Below are 17,268 nucleotides of genomic sequence, written 5' to 3'. Positions count from 1 at the left end.
AAACGACTGGCGTATATATCGTCTATTGCAGATAAAAGATCTATAAAAACAAACAATGAAAACAGTAACTGTAAGTACGTTGACCAAGAAAGATACCACGATTTCCATTCTGATTATTGGTTTAATGTTTTTTATTTTTGGTTTCGTTTCCTGGGTAAATGCGATCCTTATTCCTTATTTTAAGATTGCCTGCGAGCTTACACATTTTCAATCCTATTTAGTGGCTTTCGCATTCTACATCGCCTATTTTGTCATGTCGGTGCCCGCCTCTTATCTGTTGAAAGCCTTGGGTTTCAAAAAGGGTATGATGATCGGCTTTTTTGCGATGGCTTTAGGTGCGTTGATATTCGTACCCGCAGCTCTCAGTAGAACCTATGGCATATTCCTGTTAGGCTTATTTACGATCGGTATCGGCCTGGCTATTTTGCAAACGGCAGCAAATCCTTACATTACGATCTTAGGGCCTAAAGAACGGGCTGCTCAACGTATCAGCATCATGGGGATCTGTAACAAAGGCGCTGGAATATTAGCACCGATTTTATTTGCTGCGGTCATTTTGAAACCGACCGATCAGGCTTTATTTGAACAGTTAGCCCACATGGGAGCTGCCGAGCGAGCGCAGGAACTGGATGAGCTGATACGAAGGGTTATCGCACCATATACGGTTCTTGGAATGGCGCTTATTCTTATTGGGCTTGGCGTGCGATACTCGCCGCTTCCGGAGATCAATACAGAAGAAGAGGATGAGCAGGTTGCAGCTGCTAACAGCGATAAACATAGTATTTTTCAATTTCCACATTTGATTTTGGGTGCCGTTGCGATATTTATACATGTCGGTACGCAGGTAATTGCAATAGATACGATCATTAATTATGCAGGCTCTATGGACATTCCCTTATTGGAGGCGAAAGTTTTTCCATCTTATACGCTATTCGTCACCATCTGTGGTTATTGCTTGGGTATTATCTGCATCCCCCGTTGGATCAGTCAGGTAAACGCATTACGCATTTGTACCCTTCTTGGAGCTGCCTTGACGCTCTTAATTATTTTTGCCCGAGGAAATGTATCTATATTAGGCCATGACACTGACATATCGATATGGTTTGTAGTACTATTGGGTTTCGGCAATTCCCTGATATGGGCAGGGATATGGCCTTTGGCACTCGATGGCTTAGGGCGGTTCACTAAATTGGGTGGTTCTTTATTGATTATGGGGCTCTGTGGTAACGCTATTTTACCCTTAGCTTATGGTTATTTCGCGGATGCATATAATCTTCGAATGGCTTATTGGGTTTTATTTCCTTGTTATTTGTATCTTATTTACTACGCAGCATACGGCCATAAAATTAGGAAGTGGTTTTAACTTAAAGGCCGGTTTATCGGCATTATTTAATATGACAGAAAAGACAATAAAAATCTATAACACAAAATTAATTAGCCCGCAACGAGTAGTGGACCAAGCGGTAGTGCTTATAAAGAATGGCAAAATTGCGGATATTCTGGAGGAAGATATAGAAATACCAAATGCGATCCATATCGATGCAAAGGGCAAGTATCTTTCTCCTGGATTCATTGACTTGCATATTCATGGTGGCGGTGGTGCGGATTTTATGGATGGCGAAGTAGATGCTTTTCTAAAAGTGGCGGAAACGCATGTGCGATTTGGTACGACCGCCATGGTGGCAACAACCTTGACAAGCGATAAGGCAAATCTCTTGAATACTTTAAAAGTTTATGAGGAAGCGCATCTGAAAAATAAAACCGGTGCTACCTTTTTAGGTTTACATATTGAGGGGCCGTATTTTTCGATGAATCAGCGAGGGGCCCAAGATCCAAGGTACATTCGAGATCCTGATCCGGATGAGTATCGCGAAATTGTGCAATCGTCCGATGCAATTGTTCGTTGGAGTGCAGCTCCGGAAAGGAAAGGTGCTATTGAATTTGGTCGTTATCTTCGCCAACATAATATCATTCCATCGGTAGCGCATACGGATGCGATTTACGAAGAAGTAGTGGAAGCTTTTGAAAATGGATACACCTTGGCTACCCACTTATATTCAGCGATGTCAAGTGTGACACGGAAAAATGCCTTTCGCTATGCAGGTGTTATAGAAGCTGCATTTCTGATCGATGAAATGGATGTCGAAATCATCGCGGATGGGGTACATCTTCCTGCACCTTTATTAAAATTGGTTTATAAGATCAAAGGGTCGGACAGGATTGCTTTGATTACGGATGCCATGCGTGGAGCAGCGATGCCGCCGGGGCCGAGTGTTTTAGGTAGCAAAGAAAATGGTTTAGCGGTTATTGTGGAGGATGATGTAGCTAAATTACCGGATAGAAGCTCTTTTGCGGGAAGTGTTGCCACAGCCGACCGATTACTCCGAACGATGGTGAATGTAGCCAATGTACCCCTCGTGGAGGCCGTGAAAATGTTGAGCTATACACCCGCACGTATTATGAACGTTTTAGATCGAAAGGGATCGATTAGCGTAGGGAAAGATGCAGACCTGGTAATTTTTGATACCGATTTTAATATTCATTGTACCATTGTTAACGGCGTGGTTCTTTACGAAAAAAAATAAAAAAGGTTATGTTCGACAAAAAGGCAATCAAAGGTTGCCTTTTTGCCATTCTTCAAAAGCGTAATTAGCGGCACGTGCGGTAAGCGCCATATAAGTCAATGATGGATTTTGATTGCCGGTGGAAGTCATGCAGGCACCATCGGTTACGAATACGTTTTTGCAATGATGCAATTGATTCCATTTATTTAATAAGGACGTATCAGGATCGGTACCCATGCGTACACCTCCCATCTCATGCACTTCGAGTCCGGGATTACGATAACCGATCTCTTGTTGGTCTGTTGTCTTTATATTTTTGCATCCTGCCGTTTTCAGCATGGCAACACCTTCTTCCAGAAAGTCGCGCATCAGCTTTTCATCATTTTCCGTATACGCAACGGAAGTGATCAGCAAGATCGACATGGATACCGTCCATTGACCAGCTTCAGTGAGGCTATCTTTTAAATGCTGACCAATACCGTTCGCCGGTTTATTCCAGCTCGACCGACTGGCACTGAAGGCTATCATATAGCCTCTTAAAAAATCGGTTTCCTGTCGGTAAACATTGCGAAAAGAGGGCATGAAAACCTGTGTGGGTCTTCTACCATAGTAGTAATTGTCTTCAAAGCCATCCATCGTCGCTGTTATTCTTCCTCGGTAGTTGTGGAAGGCGATGTGTCTACCCATAAGTCCGTTAAGATTTCCCAGTCCATTTGGAAATTTACTTGATTTGGAGTTCAATAAAATCAGATTGCTGTTCAAGGTAGACCCATTTACAAATAGAATACGGGCATGATAAATCGTTTCTTTTTTGGTGATAGCATCAACGGTCTTTACGCCGGTGGCCTTCCCCAACTTTTCGTCGTAAATAATGGAATGGACAACAGTATTTGGTTTGATGGTTAGATTCCCCGTTTTTTCAGCCCATGGTAGGGTAGAGGCATTAGAACTGAAATAAGCACCAAATGGGCAACCTCTTTGACAAAGTGATCTGGCCATACAGGTAGCTCTTCCTTGTTGTAAGTGAATGTCTTCCGCTTTTGTAATATGGGCACATCGGCCTATAATTACGGGCCGATCTGGAAATTCTCGGTTGATTTTATCCTTAATATGCAGTTCCACGGCATTCATCTCAAAAGCTGGCAGGACTTCACTGTCGGGTAAGTTTTTTAAACCATCTCTATTACCTGAAACGCCGATAAACTTTTCGACATAACTATACCATGGGGCCAGATCGGCGTAGCGAATAGGCCAATCCGTTGCAAAACCATCTCGTTTGGGTGCCTCAAATTCATAATCGCTCCAGCGCTGAGTCTGCCTCGCCCACAACAAAGATTTACCGCCCACCTGATAACCTCTAATCCAATCGAATGGCTTTTCCTGAATGTAAGGATGGAGCTTGTCGTGAATATAAAAATGTTCGGTCGACTCATCAAAAGCGTAGTGTTTACTGATAATCGGATTATCTTCGACCATTTGCCGCGTTTTGCTATTATGATGTTTAAACTGCCACGGATCCAGCATAGCCGTCGGGTAATCCTTTAGGTGCTTAACCATTCGCCCTCGTTCTATTACCAATGTTTTTAGTCCTTTTTCACAAAGTTCCTTCGCTGCCCAGCCTCCGCTGATGCCGGAGCCTATTACAATGGCATCGAATGTATATTCTTTTATGTCCATACGCATATTTGTTACTGGTTTGCTCTATTCTTTTTGATGTCGTCTTGGCTTATCTGCCCCCGCTTTGATGCAAACTTCTTCCGTACATAACTTAATACAATGGCCATATCGTGATCACTAAGGAACGAAAAGCTAGGCATTTCCTTTTTCCCATTTAATACCAAGTTAACGAAGTTGGTCGTTTCTCCTTCGACCACCTTGTTTTGCACAAGAGCAGGATACGTTCCCATAAGGCCACGACCATTGGGTTTATGGCACGAAGCGCAATAATTTGTATACAGAACCTCTCCTTCACTTCGTGTTTCTTTACCGTCATGGATTGCTTTTGCTTTTAGGGCCACTTCTTCCTTTATTGCTTTTTTATCCACTTTCTTGATTTGTAAAATGCGATCATCATCGTCCCCCGCAAACCCATTAGGATTCCAATCACGATTACTGGTCGCTATATACACTGCTCCATCAGGTGATGCATATACCGCCCGAATGCGTCCGAATGCGCGCTCAAAAAAGTGATAAACCGTATCGGTTTTTGTTCCTTCTTTATTTAACGGAAGCGCATATAAGCTGTTGCCCTTTAAGATCGCCAAGAGCAATGTATTTTTCCATTCTGGAATTTCAGCTGATGTATAATAAACCAAACCTGCAGGCGCAATAGTCGGTGTCCAGGCTTGTAAGGGCGGTACTAATATAGAGTCCTTTGCAAATAGTCGTTCTTCCGGTGTGTCGACATAGCCTGCGATCTTAGGCCAGCCATAATTACCACCCTTTTGGATCATGTTAACCTCATCATCGGTGGCATCGCCATGATCGGAATTATATAAGATCCCTTTGGAACTAAAGGCTAATCCCTGGGGGTTTCGTAAACCCCAAGCCCATACTGCACTATTTGCAAATGGATTGTCAGAAGGAATGCTTCCATCTACATTAAAACGTAGTATCTTCCCATTTGGAGAGGCAATATCCTGTGCATTCTCATCTTGTGCACCATCACCGGTAGCGACGATCAGTTTACCATCAGGAGCAATAGCCACACGGGCTCCAAAATGGCCTTTCCATGCAGGGTATTCCAATATCGTTAATGGATTAATCAATGTGTCCGTTTTATAGGTGTAGCGTACTACCCTTGAAACATGGACATGGTCACTTTTACGGGCAGAATAAGCAATAAAAATATAAGGGGTTTCGGACATATTTGGGTGTACTACCATCCCCAACAGTCCGGAAGTTCTTTCACGATAAAGATCAGGCAACGTAAGTAGTGTTTTAACATGGCCCGATTCAGCATCTATTTTGTTAACTTTTCCTGCCTGTTCTGTAAACCAAATTTCATCGTTGGGCCCACCGGTAATCTCCCATGGTACATCTAAATGACTAGCCATCGGTGTTACACGTACATAGGTGGAATCTAGTAGGTAAATAGATGCATTTTCCTGCTGGACAGGATCAGATTTACACGTATAAAAAAGTGATAAAATACTGATCATGAAAAGCCAGGCGATCATATATTCTTTTACATTCATGCACGTCATCATTTTCATATTTCAATCGTTTTTTGCCAAGCATGCGCCATTAATTGGGCCCCTGCCGCGGTAGGATGCACCCCATCCCAAGACCAATGACTAGCAGGGGCAATCTTACGCGCTTCATTAAATATCGATTGATAGGGTATAAAAGAGGCCTTAAATTGTTGAGCCAATTCTTTTACAATGGATTGATAGTGAGTAAATTCAGGATACTGAACTTCATAGGCACTTCCTTTAAAACCGGGCTGATACCAGGGCTCGCCGATAATTAATTTGACTTTCGGTAAGTGGGCTTTGGTTGCTTCTAAAAGTTGTTCATAGGATTTACCAAAATCATGGGCAGTCCCTGCATAGCCTTTGGTTTTCGTATGCCAGAAATCATTAATACCTACCAATATGCTTAGTACACTTGGCTTTAATTTTAGGCAGTCCTCATCCCATCTTTCGGCTAATTGATATGCCTTATTACCACTTACTCCGCGGTTGTAGAAAACGAATGGTTTATCAGGATGATTAAATTGAAGTTGAGATGCAACTAAGAATGCATATCCCGATCCGAGTGCCAAGGGATTATGCATGGAGTGATCGTTTCGTTTTCTTCCGGCATCGGTAATCGAATCCCCTTGAAAAAGTATGATATCGTCTCTTTGAAGTTGAATACGAGGTGGGTTATCGATCAGTCGATTTACTTTGCTCAACGTATCGCCCATAGATAACGTTGCCAGCATGCTCAAAGACGCTTTCTTAAGAAATGAACGACGGGAAGCTATAATTTCTTTTTTCATAATCGCGATCTTATAATTATGAAGGTTAAAGACGATAAGGGTTTCTATAAGCGTAATGCAGGCGCTCATTCGCTTCTTCATGATTCGTGAAGACTTCCTTTTGCGGATCCCAGGTTAATTGTTGCTTCTTTTCCAATGCGATATTAGCCAAGTGTGCAAATACCGTCGAATAATGCCCTTCCTGTAGCGGGCAGCAAGGCTCTTTTCTGGTTTGCACACTATGTAGAAAATCGATTACCATGTTTTCGGTAATATCTAATGAATACCCCTTCGGAAGATTCGCTTGTGTTAAGTCAAATGACTCATCTTCCAGGTAATGATCCCATTTCTGAAATTGTCCCTCGGTGGTATGATAAATCCGATAGCCTCGATCACTGATATACATGGTTCCATTGGTTCCTCTGAACTCCAGTTCGCCATAAGGAAAGGGTCTGCCGCTAGACCCCTCATAAATACCTAAAACAGCCAGCGTGCCTTTTGAAAGTTCAAAACAGATCTGCATGGTGTCCGGAATGGTGCGATCATCATCAATCACAAAATTACCTCCCATGGCTGAAACGGCAATAGGGGTGGTTTCTCCTAACATCCAGCGCATCAGGTCTGCATAATGTACACCCCAATTGGCCATTTGACTTGAATAATCACTCCACCATCTGAATTTATAAGGTGCAATGTTATATTGGTAAGGCCGGTAGGCTCGGGGGCCAAGCCATAAATCCCAGTCAAAATCAACTGGCGGAGTTTCCGGTTTTTGTTTCCCGATGCCCAGAGGAAATAAATTATTAAAAGTATAAGAACGCGTTAAGGTAATTTTACCCAAACGACCCGATTGAATAATTTCGGCTGCTTTTTGATGCACGATAGAGGCTCTACGATGTAGACCGACACTGACGATCCGATCGCTCTGTCTTTGTACTTCTAGCATTTTCTGCCCTTCATAAACCGTCATACCTAAAGGTTTTTCGATATAAACATCTTTTCCTGCCTTGATAGCGTCGATGGTTTGCAGGGCATGCCAATGATCAGGTGTAGCAATACACACGGCGTCCACATTTTTGTCTGCCAATAGATCTTTATATTGTTTATAACGCTTCACCTGCGAAGGGAATTGCTCGCCCATTTGCGGTATTCTGGCACCGTTTTCTTCTTTAAAACGTTGATTAACTCGATTGTCATCTCGACTTAGGTATGGCTCATAAATATCGCAGAGTGCGACAACTTCGCAATTTGCTTGCTTCATAAAGCTACGTAACAGTTGTGTTCCTCTGTTTCCGATACCAATAAAGCCCATTTTTACTTTTTGGGTATTAGCCAGCGAGGGGATTGATAGATTCATCAGCCCGGCTGCGGTTGCTAAGGTAGCTGTGTCTTTTAGGAAAGATCTTCTGGATGTTTGCTTTTCCATATGTCAAGTTGTTATTTGAACGTTTAGTGAGATGTATACGTAAAGCGTGCGTCAAAGCAGAGAACTATAATGTTCAGCGCTTTCAAAAATACCACCACTTGTCGCATAGAAATCTTCATTTAAATAAAACACGCCCTGCTTGATTTTCGTCCAGTTCGCGTTATTCTTAGGATGATAGGTGCACATCCTTTTCCAATTAATATAATTCACATCCCCATTGGTTTCGATCAGCCCCATGCCTATATCAGGGAAAGGAAGCACCCTACACGCCAGGTTTTTATGCCAGTCTACAAGAATTGGGTTAACCGTTAAATCAGAACAAGAGCAGGGAATACCTTTTTCCCAGGCAGCTTTTGCAATTTTTATTGACATGCTAAGCGTTTTTGCAATTCCCTTTAATATAATAGCCCGATATCCTTTCTGTATAGCAACAATTGCCCCCTGTTCATCATGAACGCTTTCGTCAGCACCAATTCGTATGGGCACATCGGAAATGTCTTCCTCATTTGATTCCATAAGCGGTTCTTCGTACAATAATATTTGCTCGGAAGCACCAATAGATTCAGCATGTTGCAAGTACTTTAAAAGCGTTTCTTTTTTTTCATATCGTCCATTTGCGTCCATCGTATAAAGTACTTTGCCGTTCTTCGTATGTGGAGTACGGTAGTGCTGGAGTGTTTGGTGAATTTGTGTTAATCGTTCTTGATCGTGTAATAACATGGTATGCTGATCGCCCGGATAACCGGTTTTGATTTTGAAAACAAAGTATCCGGATTGAGCGGCTTCTTTAATTTGTTCCAACGGCATACCATAGGGTATTTGAAACATGACCGCTAATCGATCGCTTTTGGCGGATAATGCCGATTTATACGGTGCTGGGATAAGCGCGTCAAAAGTTTTAAGTCCATGTTCTGCAGCAAATAATAACCAAGCTGCATGGTCAATGCTTACATAAGAATTTAGTACGAAATTAAGATGCAGATTTTGTTTATTGGTAATGGATTTTCCACTTGAAATTAGAGCGGGGAGCATCTTTTCCAGTAAAGAAATGGGATGCGTAAAAGGTGTTTCTTTAACTAGATTTAAGGCGCTATTTGTCAAGGCATACATAAATGCATTACCCTTTGTTTCACTATACTTAATGAACAGGTCGGCATCTCCATATAGAATACTTTGATTGGAAAGACCAATACTTTCCAACCCGGAAGAAGCCCTTAGTTTGGTGATTATTTGCCATAATTCGGTAAGGTAAGCCCCTTTAAAGCCAAAGGGACGAATAAGCTTCTCAATTTCAAAAGCACTATCAGTTTCGACGATCTGTATCGTTTTATCTTTTTCCATTTTACATGTCTTTGGCGAGGAAATCTTGAGTGAATGCATGGTCCACTAAATCGGGATAGACCTTAAAAATGCGATCAATTTCTTCCATTTGTCCAATCGAAAGGTCTTCATCGCGGTCCAGACACCAGCGGCCCGATAAAAGACCCTGTCTTCGTAGTACTTCATGTATTCCAGGGATACAACCTTTGAAATGATGTGCCGCATCGAATATCACTGCATTCATATCGGTAATCTGTATGCCTTTGGAAAGCAAGGTAGAGACACCTGCGAAGTCGGCCTGTTTGCACTTTTTTATTTCCTCCAGCAAAGCAACAGCCTTGCTTGTGAAAACAGCCCAATGCCCTAACAAGCCTCCTACGAAATCTTTTTTGACCAGCTTGCCATTAACATGGAATGTATAAGAGGTTAATAAATCGGCAACGATATTATCGTCATTCCCTGTGTACAGTGCAATTTCGTCTCTACGACTCGAATAACAGAGTGCGCGTACCACATCTAAGGTTTGATATCGGTTGAATGGGGCGATCTTAATAGCCTCGATCGATTCGATTTCAACAAATTTCGACCAGAAATCATAACTAAATATGCGACCACCTACGCTCGGTTGTAAGTAAAAACCGATAAGGGGTGTTATTTTCGCCACCTCCCTTACATGTTCTAGAATTTGTTCTTCATCCCAATCGTTTAATCCACCGAGACTCAGCAAACCTAAATCATAGCCATATTGATTGGCTAACTGTGCTTCCTTGATCGCCTGTTTGGTATGTCCACAGATTCCGGCTATCTTTAAAAAAGGGTGAGGGGGCTGGTTACGCTCAATTTCTTCCGCAGCGATCGCTAACACTTTTTCATATAAATTGACTTGTGGCGATCGTATTGCAAATTGCGTACTATGTACGCCTATGGCTATTCCACCCGCACCTGATGCGATATAGTATCGCGTCAATTGGCGTTGATGGAATTCATTCAAGGTTCTATCTTCATTCAACGCGAGGGGATGCGCAGGAATGACAGTGCCCGTTTGTAAAAGTGATTTTTTGGCTGCTGATAAATGTTGAAAACTCATAACTGATGTTTTTATACCCGTTTTAAAATCGGCCTTGTCTTTCTTGAAAATGTGTTGGCTTCTCAATGGTTTTTCCACCCTGACTCAACCAACTCGCTGTGATCTCAATCATCTCTTTTAAAGTCACTTTTGGATAACCGAATAGCCGATGGGCCGCTGCTGCATTGCTAAGGAGGGCCGTTGGCTGCGTTTCGTTAATAAACCGGGGCACTTTGCTCAGTAAATTACCGAACTGGTTTGCTAACCATTGAATTGAAACAGTTTCTGGTCCCGTGACATTTAGAATTTTAGTGGGCACGGTACAGTGTAATAAAGATCGCAGGGCAATCTCATTAGCATCGCCTTGCCAAATAACGTTCACATTCCCCATACGGAGATCAATGGGTTTGTCTTCCATCACCGTTTTTGCGATCTCCAGCAGAACACCGTATCGTAAATCAACAGCATAATTGAGACGGTAAATTAACGTGGGAATTTGATACTTCTCAGCGAAAAATTGAAATATCCGTTCTCGCCCAAGGCACGACTGTCCATATTCTCCAATGGGCTCCGGTGCCTGTTCTTCTGAACATCCCCCTGCGTTTATCAATGACAAAGGATAAACATTTCCGGTGGAGAATACAACTATGCGCGAATTTTTGAAACGTTCGGCTATTCTACCAGGTAAATAGGTGTTCATCGCCCAGGTAAATGGCTCTTTGCCTGTTGTACCGAATTTCTGTCCCACAAGATAAATGATGTGTTTGACATCCGGAAGTGACTGTAGTTGATCCTCGTTTAAAAGGTCGGCTGCAATGGTTTCGACGCCACTGGTTTGAAGCAAATCCCTTGCTGTCTCATCTGAAAATCTTGATACTGCAATTACCTTTCGGTTTTTGCCAGCCAGTTTGGACGCTTCATGGGCTACTTTTGCCATGCTTGGTCCCATTTTTCCCCCCGCACCTAAAATCATAATATCGCCATCTATTTGGGACATGTCTGCTATTAAGGAAGCGGAGGGTTTGTACATCTTTTGTTCTAATAATTCTAAATTCTGCATCATCATTTTAGTTAAAAAAATAATTCATTGGCATTGCTGATAGCCAGTATAATTAATACGATTAAACCTATAGCGGCAAAAAAATTGATCAGTCTTGTGTTGGCGAAATTCCCCATGATGCGGGTATCATTAGAGATGACGAACATAGCAATGCCAATGAAGGGTACAAGAAATATCGTTACGCTTTGCGCAAAAACGATGAGCTCTAAGGGTAGCTTACCAAAAACAATGGCAATGGCACTGCCAAAAAGCATAACCAAGGCGATGAAAAAACGTACCGCTTTAGCATCCAATTGATAATCAAATCCGAAAGCATCTGCAATCAGGGTGCCGCCCAATGTGGCATTTCCAATTAAGGAAGAGAAGGACGCACCAAAAAGTCCCACTAAAAATAAGGTGGATGCATACTTTCCAAAGAGGGGTTCGAGCGCTCGGGCCATGTCAGACGCATTATTTACGGGTAACTTTTGCACATGCAGAACGGCGGCTGCGCAGATCATCACCATGATGCTCATCAATCCCAACATAATAATACCGGTAATACTTCCGTTTCGATGGCTGTCAGCGGAAGATTTGTTCTTTTTCCGTTCTTGCACTAAATACGATTGGTAAAATGCACCAACAATGGAAAAACAAGAAGCAAAGAATGCGATAACGAGGCTGATGGAGCCTTTGGGAAGCGAGGGAATGAACCCTATGATCATGTCCGAAAAGGAAGGTTTAATAAAAAATAAAGTAACGATAAACGAAAAGAGCATTAAGGCAATCAATAAAATCATCAATCTTTCCAATATTTTATAAAAACCCCGAAAAAATAACAGCGCAATTCCAATGACATTAAAAAGTATAATCCACATGGGAACAGAACTGTTATTGATTTCCGCTATGGAAATTCCTACACCGATTGCGTTTCCGGCTTGGAAGGATGTGGCTACTAAAAATAAACCTAAACCAATGATTATGGCTGAAATTTTGCCCCATTTTTTACGGATTACACAGAGCAGTGATTCGGGGGTAGCGAGACCGATCCGGGCGCCCATATGGGTAAATATGGCCATAAAAAAAATGGCGAAAATCACAATCCAAAGTAAGGAGAACCCGTAGTCTGCTCCTAGCTTTGAGGTAATTGTCATTTTGCTCGGACCGAATACAAGTGCTGCTGTAATAATACCAGGTCCCAAAGAAGCAAGCCAATGCTTGAAATACGGCATAGTTGGTTTACGTTTAGGGTAAATTGTGGAACTTGGGCCGATTTCTTGGTCTGCCATTTCTTGTCGTGTGTCTTTCATTTAATATCCCTCATTTTGAACGAGAATACCCGCAGCCGATTGATCAATCTGACGTTGGGGAATAGGAAAACGTTTCATATAGGCCTGTGGCTTAAGTGTCACTTTGACCGGTGTCTGATTCGCGTAATTAAATAAGCGCTCTTCTTCTTTCATTACTTCTTCAAATTTTCCCGATCTTACCAGGTCAAACCACCGCTCATTTTCATAAGCGAATTCGAGTCGTCTCTCTAGAAATAATACATGGAGAAAGTCCTGCGTATTTGTAATCGAAGCGATCGTATAGTTGTGATCGCCATTTCCAAAAGCCCTTTCTCGGATTCTGTTCAGTGCATTCAAAGCTTCCTGATGTTGTCCAAGATGATACAGCACTTCGGCATGCATCAGCAGAATATCGGCATAACGCAAAACCGGCAGATCAAGTCCGGATTGTCCTTGAGTATGTGGAATCGCATATTTATTGACATAGGGATACCAGATAGGAGGTACATTCGGTGTGTTTGGCGGGATCCACCATTCAGTAATGGTCGGACTTTTACGCGTATCACCTTCCACATAGTTTTTGTGTAGGCTCCAGGAGGGTAATGCAATTTCGTTTCCACGCGAGGCTATGCCGATAACGCCTGAATTTGGCAGAAAGGCTGTGGATAAATTATGACCATTCGAACCGTCAATATAGGTAAGCGAAAGTAGTATTTCCGTATTGTTTTCGGTCGCGGTTTTCCATAAAGAACTAAAATCGTTTACTAAGCTAAAAGACGAACCTACTTCATTAAAGAAACGATCCAACTGCGTTTTGGCGAGATCCCAATCTTGTCGATAAACATAAACCTTTATTAATAAACCGATAGCTGCGGCTTTATTGGCTCTTCCGTTGTCAATAGCACTTTTCATGGGGAGTACTTCAGCCGCCCGTTCAAGGTCTTCAATAATCAACGCGAAAATTTCATCTTCAGCACTTCTACCAATACCTGCAGCCTCTTCAACAGATAAAATGCTTGTTACCTTAGGTACATCGCCAAACAACCGAACCAGATCAAAATAAAATAAAGCGCGCATAAATTTAGCTTCTCCCTCAAACTGTTCTTTCTGACCTTCGGCATAATCTGTCGGTTTCTCCAAATTGTTTAGTACAGCATTCGCTCGGAAAATACCGTTATAGCTTGCCTCCCAAAAGGTAGCTATTAAGGGGTTGGTGGCATTAACAGATAACATATCCATTTCGGGTGTGCCCTCGATCAACGTGTTGGCCGACAAGTATAGATTATCCGTTGGTACTTCTAAGATTTGATAGTCAGTTGGTTTTCTCGTTTGTAACCGGTTATAGATTCCCAACACGGCTAGATCAATATCATTAGCGGTATTGTAATAATTTTTCTCCGTTAAAACAGATTCAGGAACAGGGTTTAACAAGCTGTCATGACATCCACTTAGCAAAAATGCAAGGGAACATAGCGTATAAAAAATCTTCTTCATGTGATTAAAAATTAACATTTAGGCCTATGGTGAATATTCGATTAACAGGCTCTGAACCACTGTTGTAACCGGGCGTACTATTGATTCCATCGATTTCTCCCGCTGTATAACCTTCCGGATTATAACCGTGGAAATTTTTATCTGTGATCATAAAAAGATTGTTGATGGAAGCGTAGAGCCTGAATTTTTTCATTTTTAGCTTATTTGCGATGTGTTCAGGAAAGGTGTATCCGAAATTTACATTGCGAACGGCAAGAAAGGAGGCATTTTCGATATAAATACTGGAATTTGCCTGGAACTCAAGTTGGCTTAAGGCTGCTGCGGGCATCTTTCCGTCGCCCGGCTCTTGTTCCGACCACCATTGTCCTTCTACCAGGGAGCGACGCATTGCACCTAAAACATTGCCCTGATAATATTGATTCTCAAAATTGTAAATCTTTGCACCTAGAGAGGCCTGAATAGCAATACTCAAATCAAAATTCTTCCATGAGAAGTCATTCACCATACCTAAAATGGTTTTAGGCATATAACTGCCTAAGATAACCCGATCTTCCGGGTTAATACGCCCATCACCATTGACATCTTGATAGCTTGGATTTCCTGGTTTGGACCCTGAAAGAACAGGTGTATTATCAACTTCTTCTTGATTCTGCAAGACTCCTGTCGCTTGATAGCCATAGTAAGAAAACATCGGTTCTCCCAGTCGTAATAACCAACTCATACCAAAACGATCGGTATATAAACGTTCGGAAAGTCCGCCAAGATCAACCACCTTGTTCTTATTATGTGCAAAATTGAAAGCTGTCGACCAAGTAAAATTCTCTCCTTGAAAATTGCGAGCGCTCAATTCCAGCTCGACACCCTGATTGCGGATTTTTCCAATATTTGTGAGCCAGCTTGTAAAACCTGTGATTGCAGGAATGGATACGTTATATAATAAATTTGATGTGGTTTTTTGATAATAATCAACCGTAAGGCTAAGTCGGTTTTTCCATAGTCCTATGTCAAGGCCGAAATCATATTCCTGCGTTTTTTCCCAACTGAGTGATGGATTGCCCAGTGTGGTTTGCACCTGCGCATTGGACAGCTCATTATTCGGTGAATAATAGGTGTTCCCGATTTGACCCAGGTAATCAAAATTCCCAATATTGAAATTACCGGTTGACCCGTAGCTTGCGCGTAGTTTTAAATCGCTAATCGCCGGAAGTTTTTTCATAAACTCCTCTTGTGAAACTCGCCAGGCAACGGATGCTGACGGGAACCATCCCCATTTATTGTCCGGTCCGAAACGGGACGAGGCGTCCGTTCGCATAGAAGCGGATAGCAGATACTTGTCTTTATAAGCGTAATGAACTCGGGAGAAATAGGAAACTAATCCCCATTCGGTTTTGGATGTCCGGGTTTGGGCAGGGTCTATAATGGCATTGTTCAGGGTATGAATAATGTCGTTATTGAATGACCCGGGTACAGCCCCCATAGCCGATGATCTGGAGGTCGCTCTTTGATAAGACGCTCCCAAAATCGCGTCGAAATGATGATTATTAAAATCCTTATTATAACTTAATACGTTTTCATTCAGTAAGTTAATGGTTCTGGAGTCACTTGCTGTTCCAGTGGATATCCCGTTGGTTGAGCCCCACGTGCTTCGGAATCGGTCGGAAGAAGAATAGCTTAGGGTGATTCCTATGGAAGATTTTATTTTGAGCCCTTTAGCAAGATCGATACTGGCATACATTTCACCTATAGTGGTCATGGCATCGTCGAAGTAGAAAGATCCTTCCATAAACGCCATGGGATTGGTTTGACCGGAGACAACAAGGCCCCAATAATCACGTGCTTTCGGATAGGAACCATCTGGATTTTGAACCGGTACAAATGGTGGATACTTGACCAGGTCGATCATCGCATGGGGCGATAAGCGGTTACGGGTATAGTTTGGATTAAGCATCAGTCCCATATTCACGCGATCGTTGACCTTTACATCTACATTTGCTCGTGCACCGTAACTTTTAAACCATGTATTCTTAAGTGTGCCCTGTACGTCCTTTATAATAGCGGAAGCATAGTATTTTACATTTTCAGTGCCACCACTCACTGATAAGTCGTAGTTTTGAAAGGGGGCAGGGGATAAGAGGGCATCTTGCCAATTGGTATTGGCGTTGTTTCTTAGCGCATCGCTAACCTGATACTGCGGCGGGCGTCGATTGTCTCCCCAAACGGGAATGCTCGTATCCCCACCGACGTAGTTGAACTCTCGGTTTTGGTATCTAACTGCATAAGCGTAGTACTCGTCTTTATCCAGCCAATCGTCATGTCCCATTGCTGTTGAAACACCCCCATTGGCATTGATGTTGAGCACAGGCTTTCCTGTTTTTCCACGTTTTGTCGTAATAATGATCACGCCACCGGCTCCCCTTGATCCGTAGATGGCAGCGGAAGATGCATCTTTGAGCACCTCAATCGATTCCACATCATTCATATTGATATTGGAGAAGGAACCTCCAGGAAAACCATCTACCACCACTAAAGGGCTATTACCTGCATCAATGGAGCCCGAACCCCCACGGATGCGTATCAGCGGTGTCGAACCGGGAGCGCTGCGCGTTTGAGATACGTTAACGCCGGCCAATCTACCTTGGAGGGCTGCTTCGGGCCTAGCCAATGGGATTTGGTCCAGGTTTTTATTCTCAAGTTTAGATACCGCCGCTGTGACGGAGGATTTTTTCATGGTTCCGTAACCTATGACGACTACTTCATCCAAAGCAGAAATGTCTTCTTTTAAAGTAATGATTAGGTCTGCCTCCCCATTTATCGTATGCATTTGACTGATATAACCTATCAAAGAAAAGGTCAACGTTGATCCCCGATTCGTCATGAGGTTAAAATGGCCCTTAATATCTGTAGTAGCCCCTGTTTTATTAAGGGTGTCCCGGACTGATACCCCCACTAATGGCGCATTTTTTTCATCGACTACTTTACCTTGCATGCGAATGGTTTGCGCGGCTAGTTCTCCTATGGTGGAACAGGCCATTAACAAAAAAGCCAAAATTTTTGATGTTAGGTGATTTGTCTTTTTCTCCATAATTTAAGTTTTAAAAGCACTGGT

General features: G+C 42.5%; 12 protein-coding genes. 2 read left to right on the top strand and 10 right to left on the bottom strand.

What is annotated here, in order from left to right; translation table 11 throughout:
• The first annotated feature begins 55 nt into the window (after nucleotides 1–55).
• Together RYH73_RS13655 and nagA are read left to right on the top strand one after the other, a co-directional pair.
• Nucleotides 56–1,363, top strand: a complete 1,308-nt coding sequence (locus RYH73_RS13655; protein ID WP_335313993.1) for a sugar MFS transporter — start codon at nucleotides 56–58, stop codon at nucleotides 1,361–1,363.
• Between the two features lie 31 nt (nucleotides 1,364–1,394).
• Nucleotides 1,395–2,585 (top strand): N-acetylglucosamine-6-phosphate deacetylase, encoded by a 1,191-nt coding sequence (gene nagA / locus RYH73_RS13650; RefSeq protein ID WP_335313992.1) that lies wholly within the window; start codon nucleotides 1,395–1,397, stop codon nucleotides 2,583–2,585.
• Between the two features lie 27 nt (nucleotides 2,586–2,612).
• Here nagA and RYH73_RS13645 read toward each other — a convergent pair whose 3' ends face one another.
• The 10 genes from RYH73_RS13645 to RYH73_RS13600 are packed head-to-tail and all read right to left on the bottom strand — an operon-like array spanning nucleotide 2,613 to nucleotide 17,244.
• The gene (locus tag RYH73_RS13645) at nucleotides 2,613–4,241 is read right to left on the bottom strand and encodes a GMC family oxidoreductase (RefSeq protein ID WP_335313991.1); all 1,629 of its coding nucleotides are present in this window, start codon (nucleotides 4,239–4,241) and stop codon (nucleotides 2,613–2,615) included.
• A gap of 11 nt (nucleotides 4,242–4,252) precedes the next feature.
• Nucleotides 4,253–5,779 (bottom strand): PQQ-dependent sugar dehydrogenase, encoded by a 1,527-nt coding sequence (locus RYH73_RS13640; protein WP_335313990.1) that lies wholly within the window; start codon nucleotides 5,777–5,779, stop codon nucleotides 4,253–4,255.
• Nucleotides 5,776–6,549 (bottom strand): SGNH/GDSL hydrolase family protein, encoded by a 774-nt coding sequence (locus tag RYH73_RS13635; protein ID WP_335313989.1) that lies wholly within the window; start codon nucleotides 6,547–6,549, stop codon nucleotides 5,776–5,778. The genes RYH73_RS13640 and RYH73_RS13635 overlap by 4 nt, the downstream gene beginning before the upstream one ends.
• Nucleotides 6,550–6,574: 25 nt before the next feature.
• The gene (locus tag RYH73_RS13630) at nucleotides 6,575–7,954 is read right to left on the bottom strand and encodes a Gfo/Idh/MocA family protein (RefSeq protein WP_335313988.1); all 1,380 of its coding nucleotides are present in this window, start codon (nucleotides 7,952–7,954) and stop codon (nucleotides 6,575–6,577) included.
• Nucleotides 7,955–8,005: 51 nt separating this feature from the next.
• The gene (locus RYH73_RS13625) at nucleotides 8,006–9,295 is read right to left on the bottom strand and encodes an enolase C-terminal domain-like protein (RefSeq protein ID WP_335313987.1); all 1,290 of its coding nucleotides are present in this window, start codon (nucleotides 9,293–9,295) and stop codon (nucleotides 8,006–8,008) included.
• Nucleotide 9,296: 1 nt separating this feature from the next.
• A complete protein-coding gene (locus RYH73_RS13620; protein WP_335313986.1) occupies nucleotides 9,297–10,361 on the bottom strand; it encodes a dihydrodipicolinate synthase family protein in 1,065 nt (354 codons plus the stop codon).
• Nucleotides 10,362–10,383: 22 nt separating this feature from the next.
• The gene (locus RYH73_RS13615; protein WP_335313985.1) at nucleotides 10,384–11,406 is read right to left on the bottom strand and encodes an NAD-dependent epimerase/dehydratase family protein; all 1,023 of its coding nucleotides are present in this window, start codon (nucleotides 11,404–11,406) and stop codon (nucleotides 10,384–10,386) included.
• A 5-nt stretch (nucleotides 11,407–11,411) separates the two neighbouring features.
• Nucleotides 11,412–12,689: an Nramp family divalent metal transporter gene (locus RYH73_RS13610; RefSeq protein WP_335313984.1), complete on the bottom strand. Its 1,278-nt coding sequence runs from the start codon at nucleotides 12,687–12,689 to the stop codon at nucleotides 11,412–11,414.
• The gene (locus RYH73_RS13605; protein WP_335313983.1) at nucleotides 12,690–14,162 is read right to left on the bottom strand and encodes a RagB/SusD family nutrient uptake outer membrane protein; all 1,473 of its coding nucleotides are present in this window, start codon (nucleotides 14,160–14,162) and stop codon (nucleotides 12,690–12,692) included.
• Between the two features lie 4 nt (nucleotides 14,163–14,166).
• Nucleotides 14,167–17,244: a SusC/RagA family TonB-linked outer membrane protein gene (locus tag RYH73_RS13600; RefSeq protein ID WP_335313982.1), complete on the bottom strand. Its 3,078-nt coding sequence runs from the start codon at nucleotides 17,242–17,244 to the stop codon at nucleotides 14,167–14,169.
• Nucleotides 17,245–17,268 lie beyond the last annotated feature (24 nt).

The sequence above is a fragment of the Olivibacter sp. CPCC 100613 genome (assembly GCF_036959255.1).
Taxonomy (GTDB): Bacteria; Bacteroidota; Bacteroidia; order Sphingobacteriales; family Sphingobacteriaceae; genus Olivibacter.
This window is presented reverse-complemented; position numbering and strand designations above follow the sequence as displayed.

Excerpts from the sequence above, each read along its gene's own strand:
- RYH73_RS13635 (WP_335313989.1), bottom strand. The coding sequence starts at position 6,549 with ATGAAAAAAGAAATTATAGCTTCCCGTCGTTCATTTCTTAAGAAAGCG.
- RYH73_RS13615 (WP_335313985.1), bottom strand. The coding sequence starts at position 11,406 with ATGATGATGCAGAATTTAGAATTATTAGAACAAAAGATGTACAAACCC.
- RYH73_RS13640 (WP_335313990.1), bottom strand. The coding sequence starts at position 5,779 with ATGAAAATGATGACGTGCATGAATGTAAAAGAATATATGATCGCCTGG.
- nagA (WP_335313992.1), top strand. The coding sequence starts at position 1,395 with ATGACAGAAAAGACAATAAAAATCTATAACACAAAATTAATTAGCCCG.
- RYH73_RS13645 (WP_335313991.1), bottom strand. The coding sequence starts at position 4,241 with ATGGACATAAAAGAATATACATTCGATGCCATTGTAATAGGCTCCGGC.
- RYH73_RS13610 (WP_335313984.1), bottom strand. The coding sequence starts at position 12,689 with ATGAAAGACACACGACAAGAAATGGCAGACCAAGAAATCGGCCCAAGT.
- RYH73_RS13600 (WP_335313982.1), bottom strand. The coding sequence starts at position 17,244 with ATGGAGAAAAAGACAAATCACCTAACATCAAAAATTTTGGCTTTTTTG.
- RYH73_RS13605 (WP_335313983.1), bottom strand. The coding sequence starts at position 14,162 with ATGAAGAAGATTTTTTATACGCTATGTTCCCTTGCATTTTTGCTAAGT.
- RYH73_RS13630 (WP_335313988.1), bottom strand. The coding sequence starts at position 7,954 with ATGGAAAAGCAAACATCCAGAAGATCTTTCCTAAAAGACACAGCTACC.
- RYH73_RS13655 (WP_335313993.1), top strand. The coding sequence starts at position 56 with ATGAAAACAGTAACTGTAAGTACGTTGACCAAGAAAGATACCACGATT.
- RYH73_RS13620 (WP_335313986.1), bottom strand. The coding sequence starts at position 10,361 with ATGAGTTTTCAACATTTATCAGCAGCCAAAAAATCACTTTTACAAACG.
- RYH73_RS13625 (WP_335313987.1), bottom strand. The coding sequence starts at position 9,295 with ATGGAAAAAGATAAAACGATACAGATCGTCGAAACTGATAGTGCTTTT.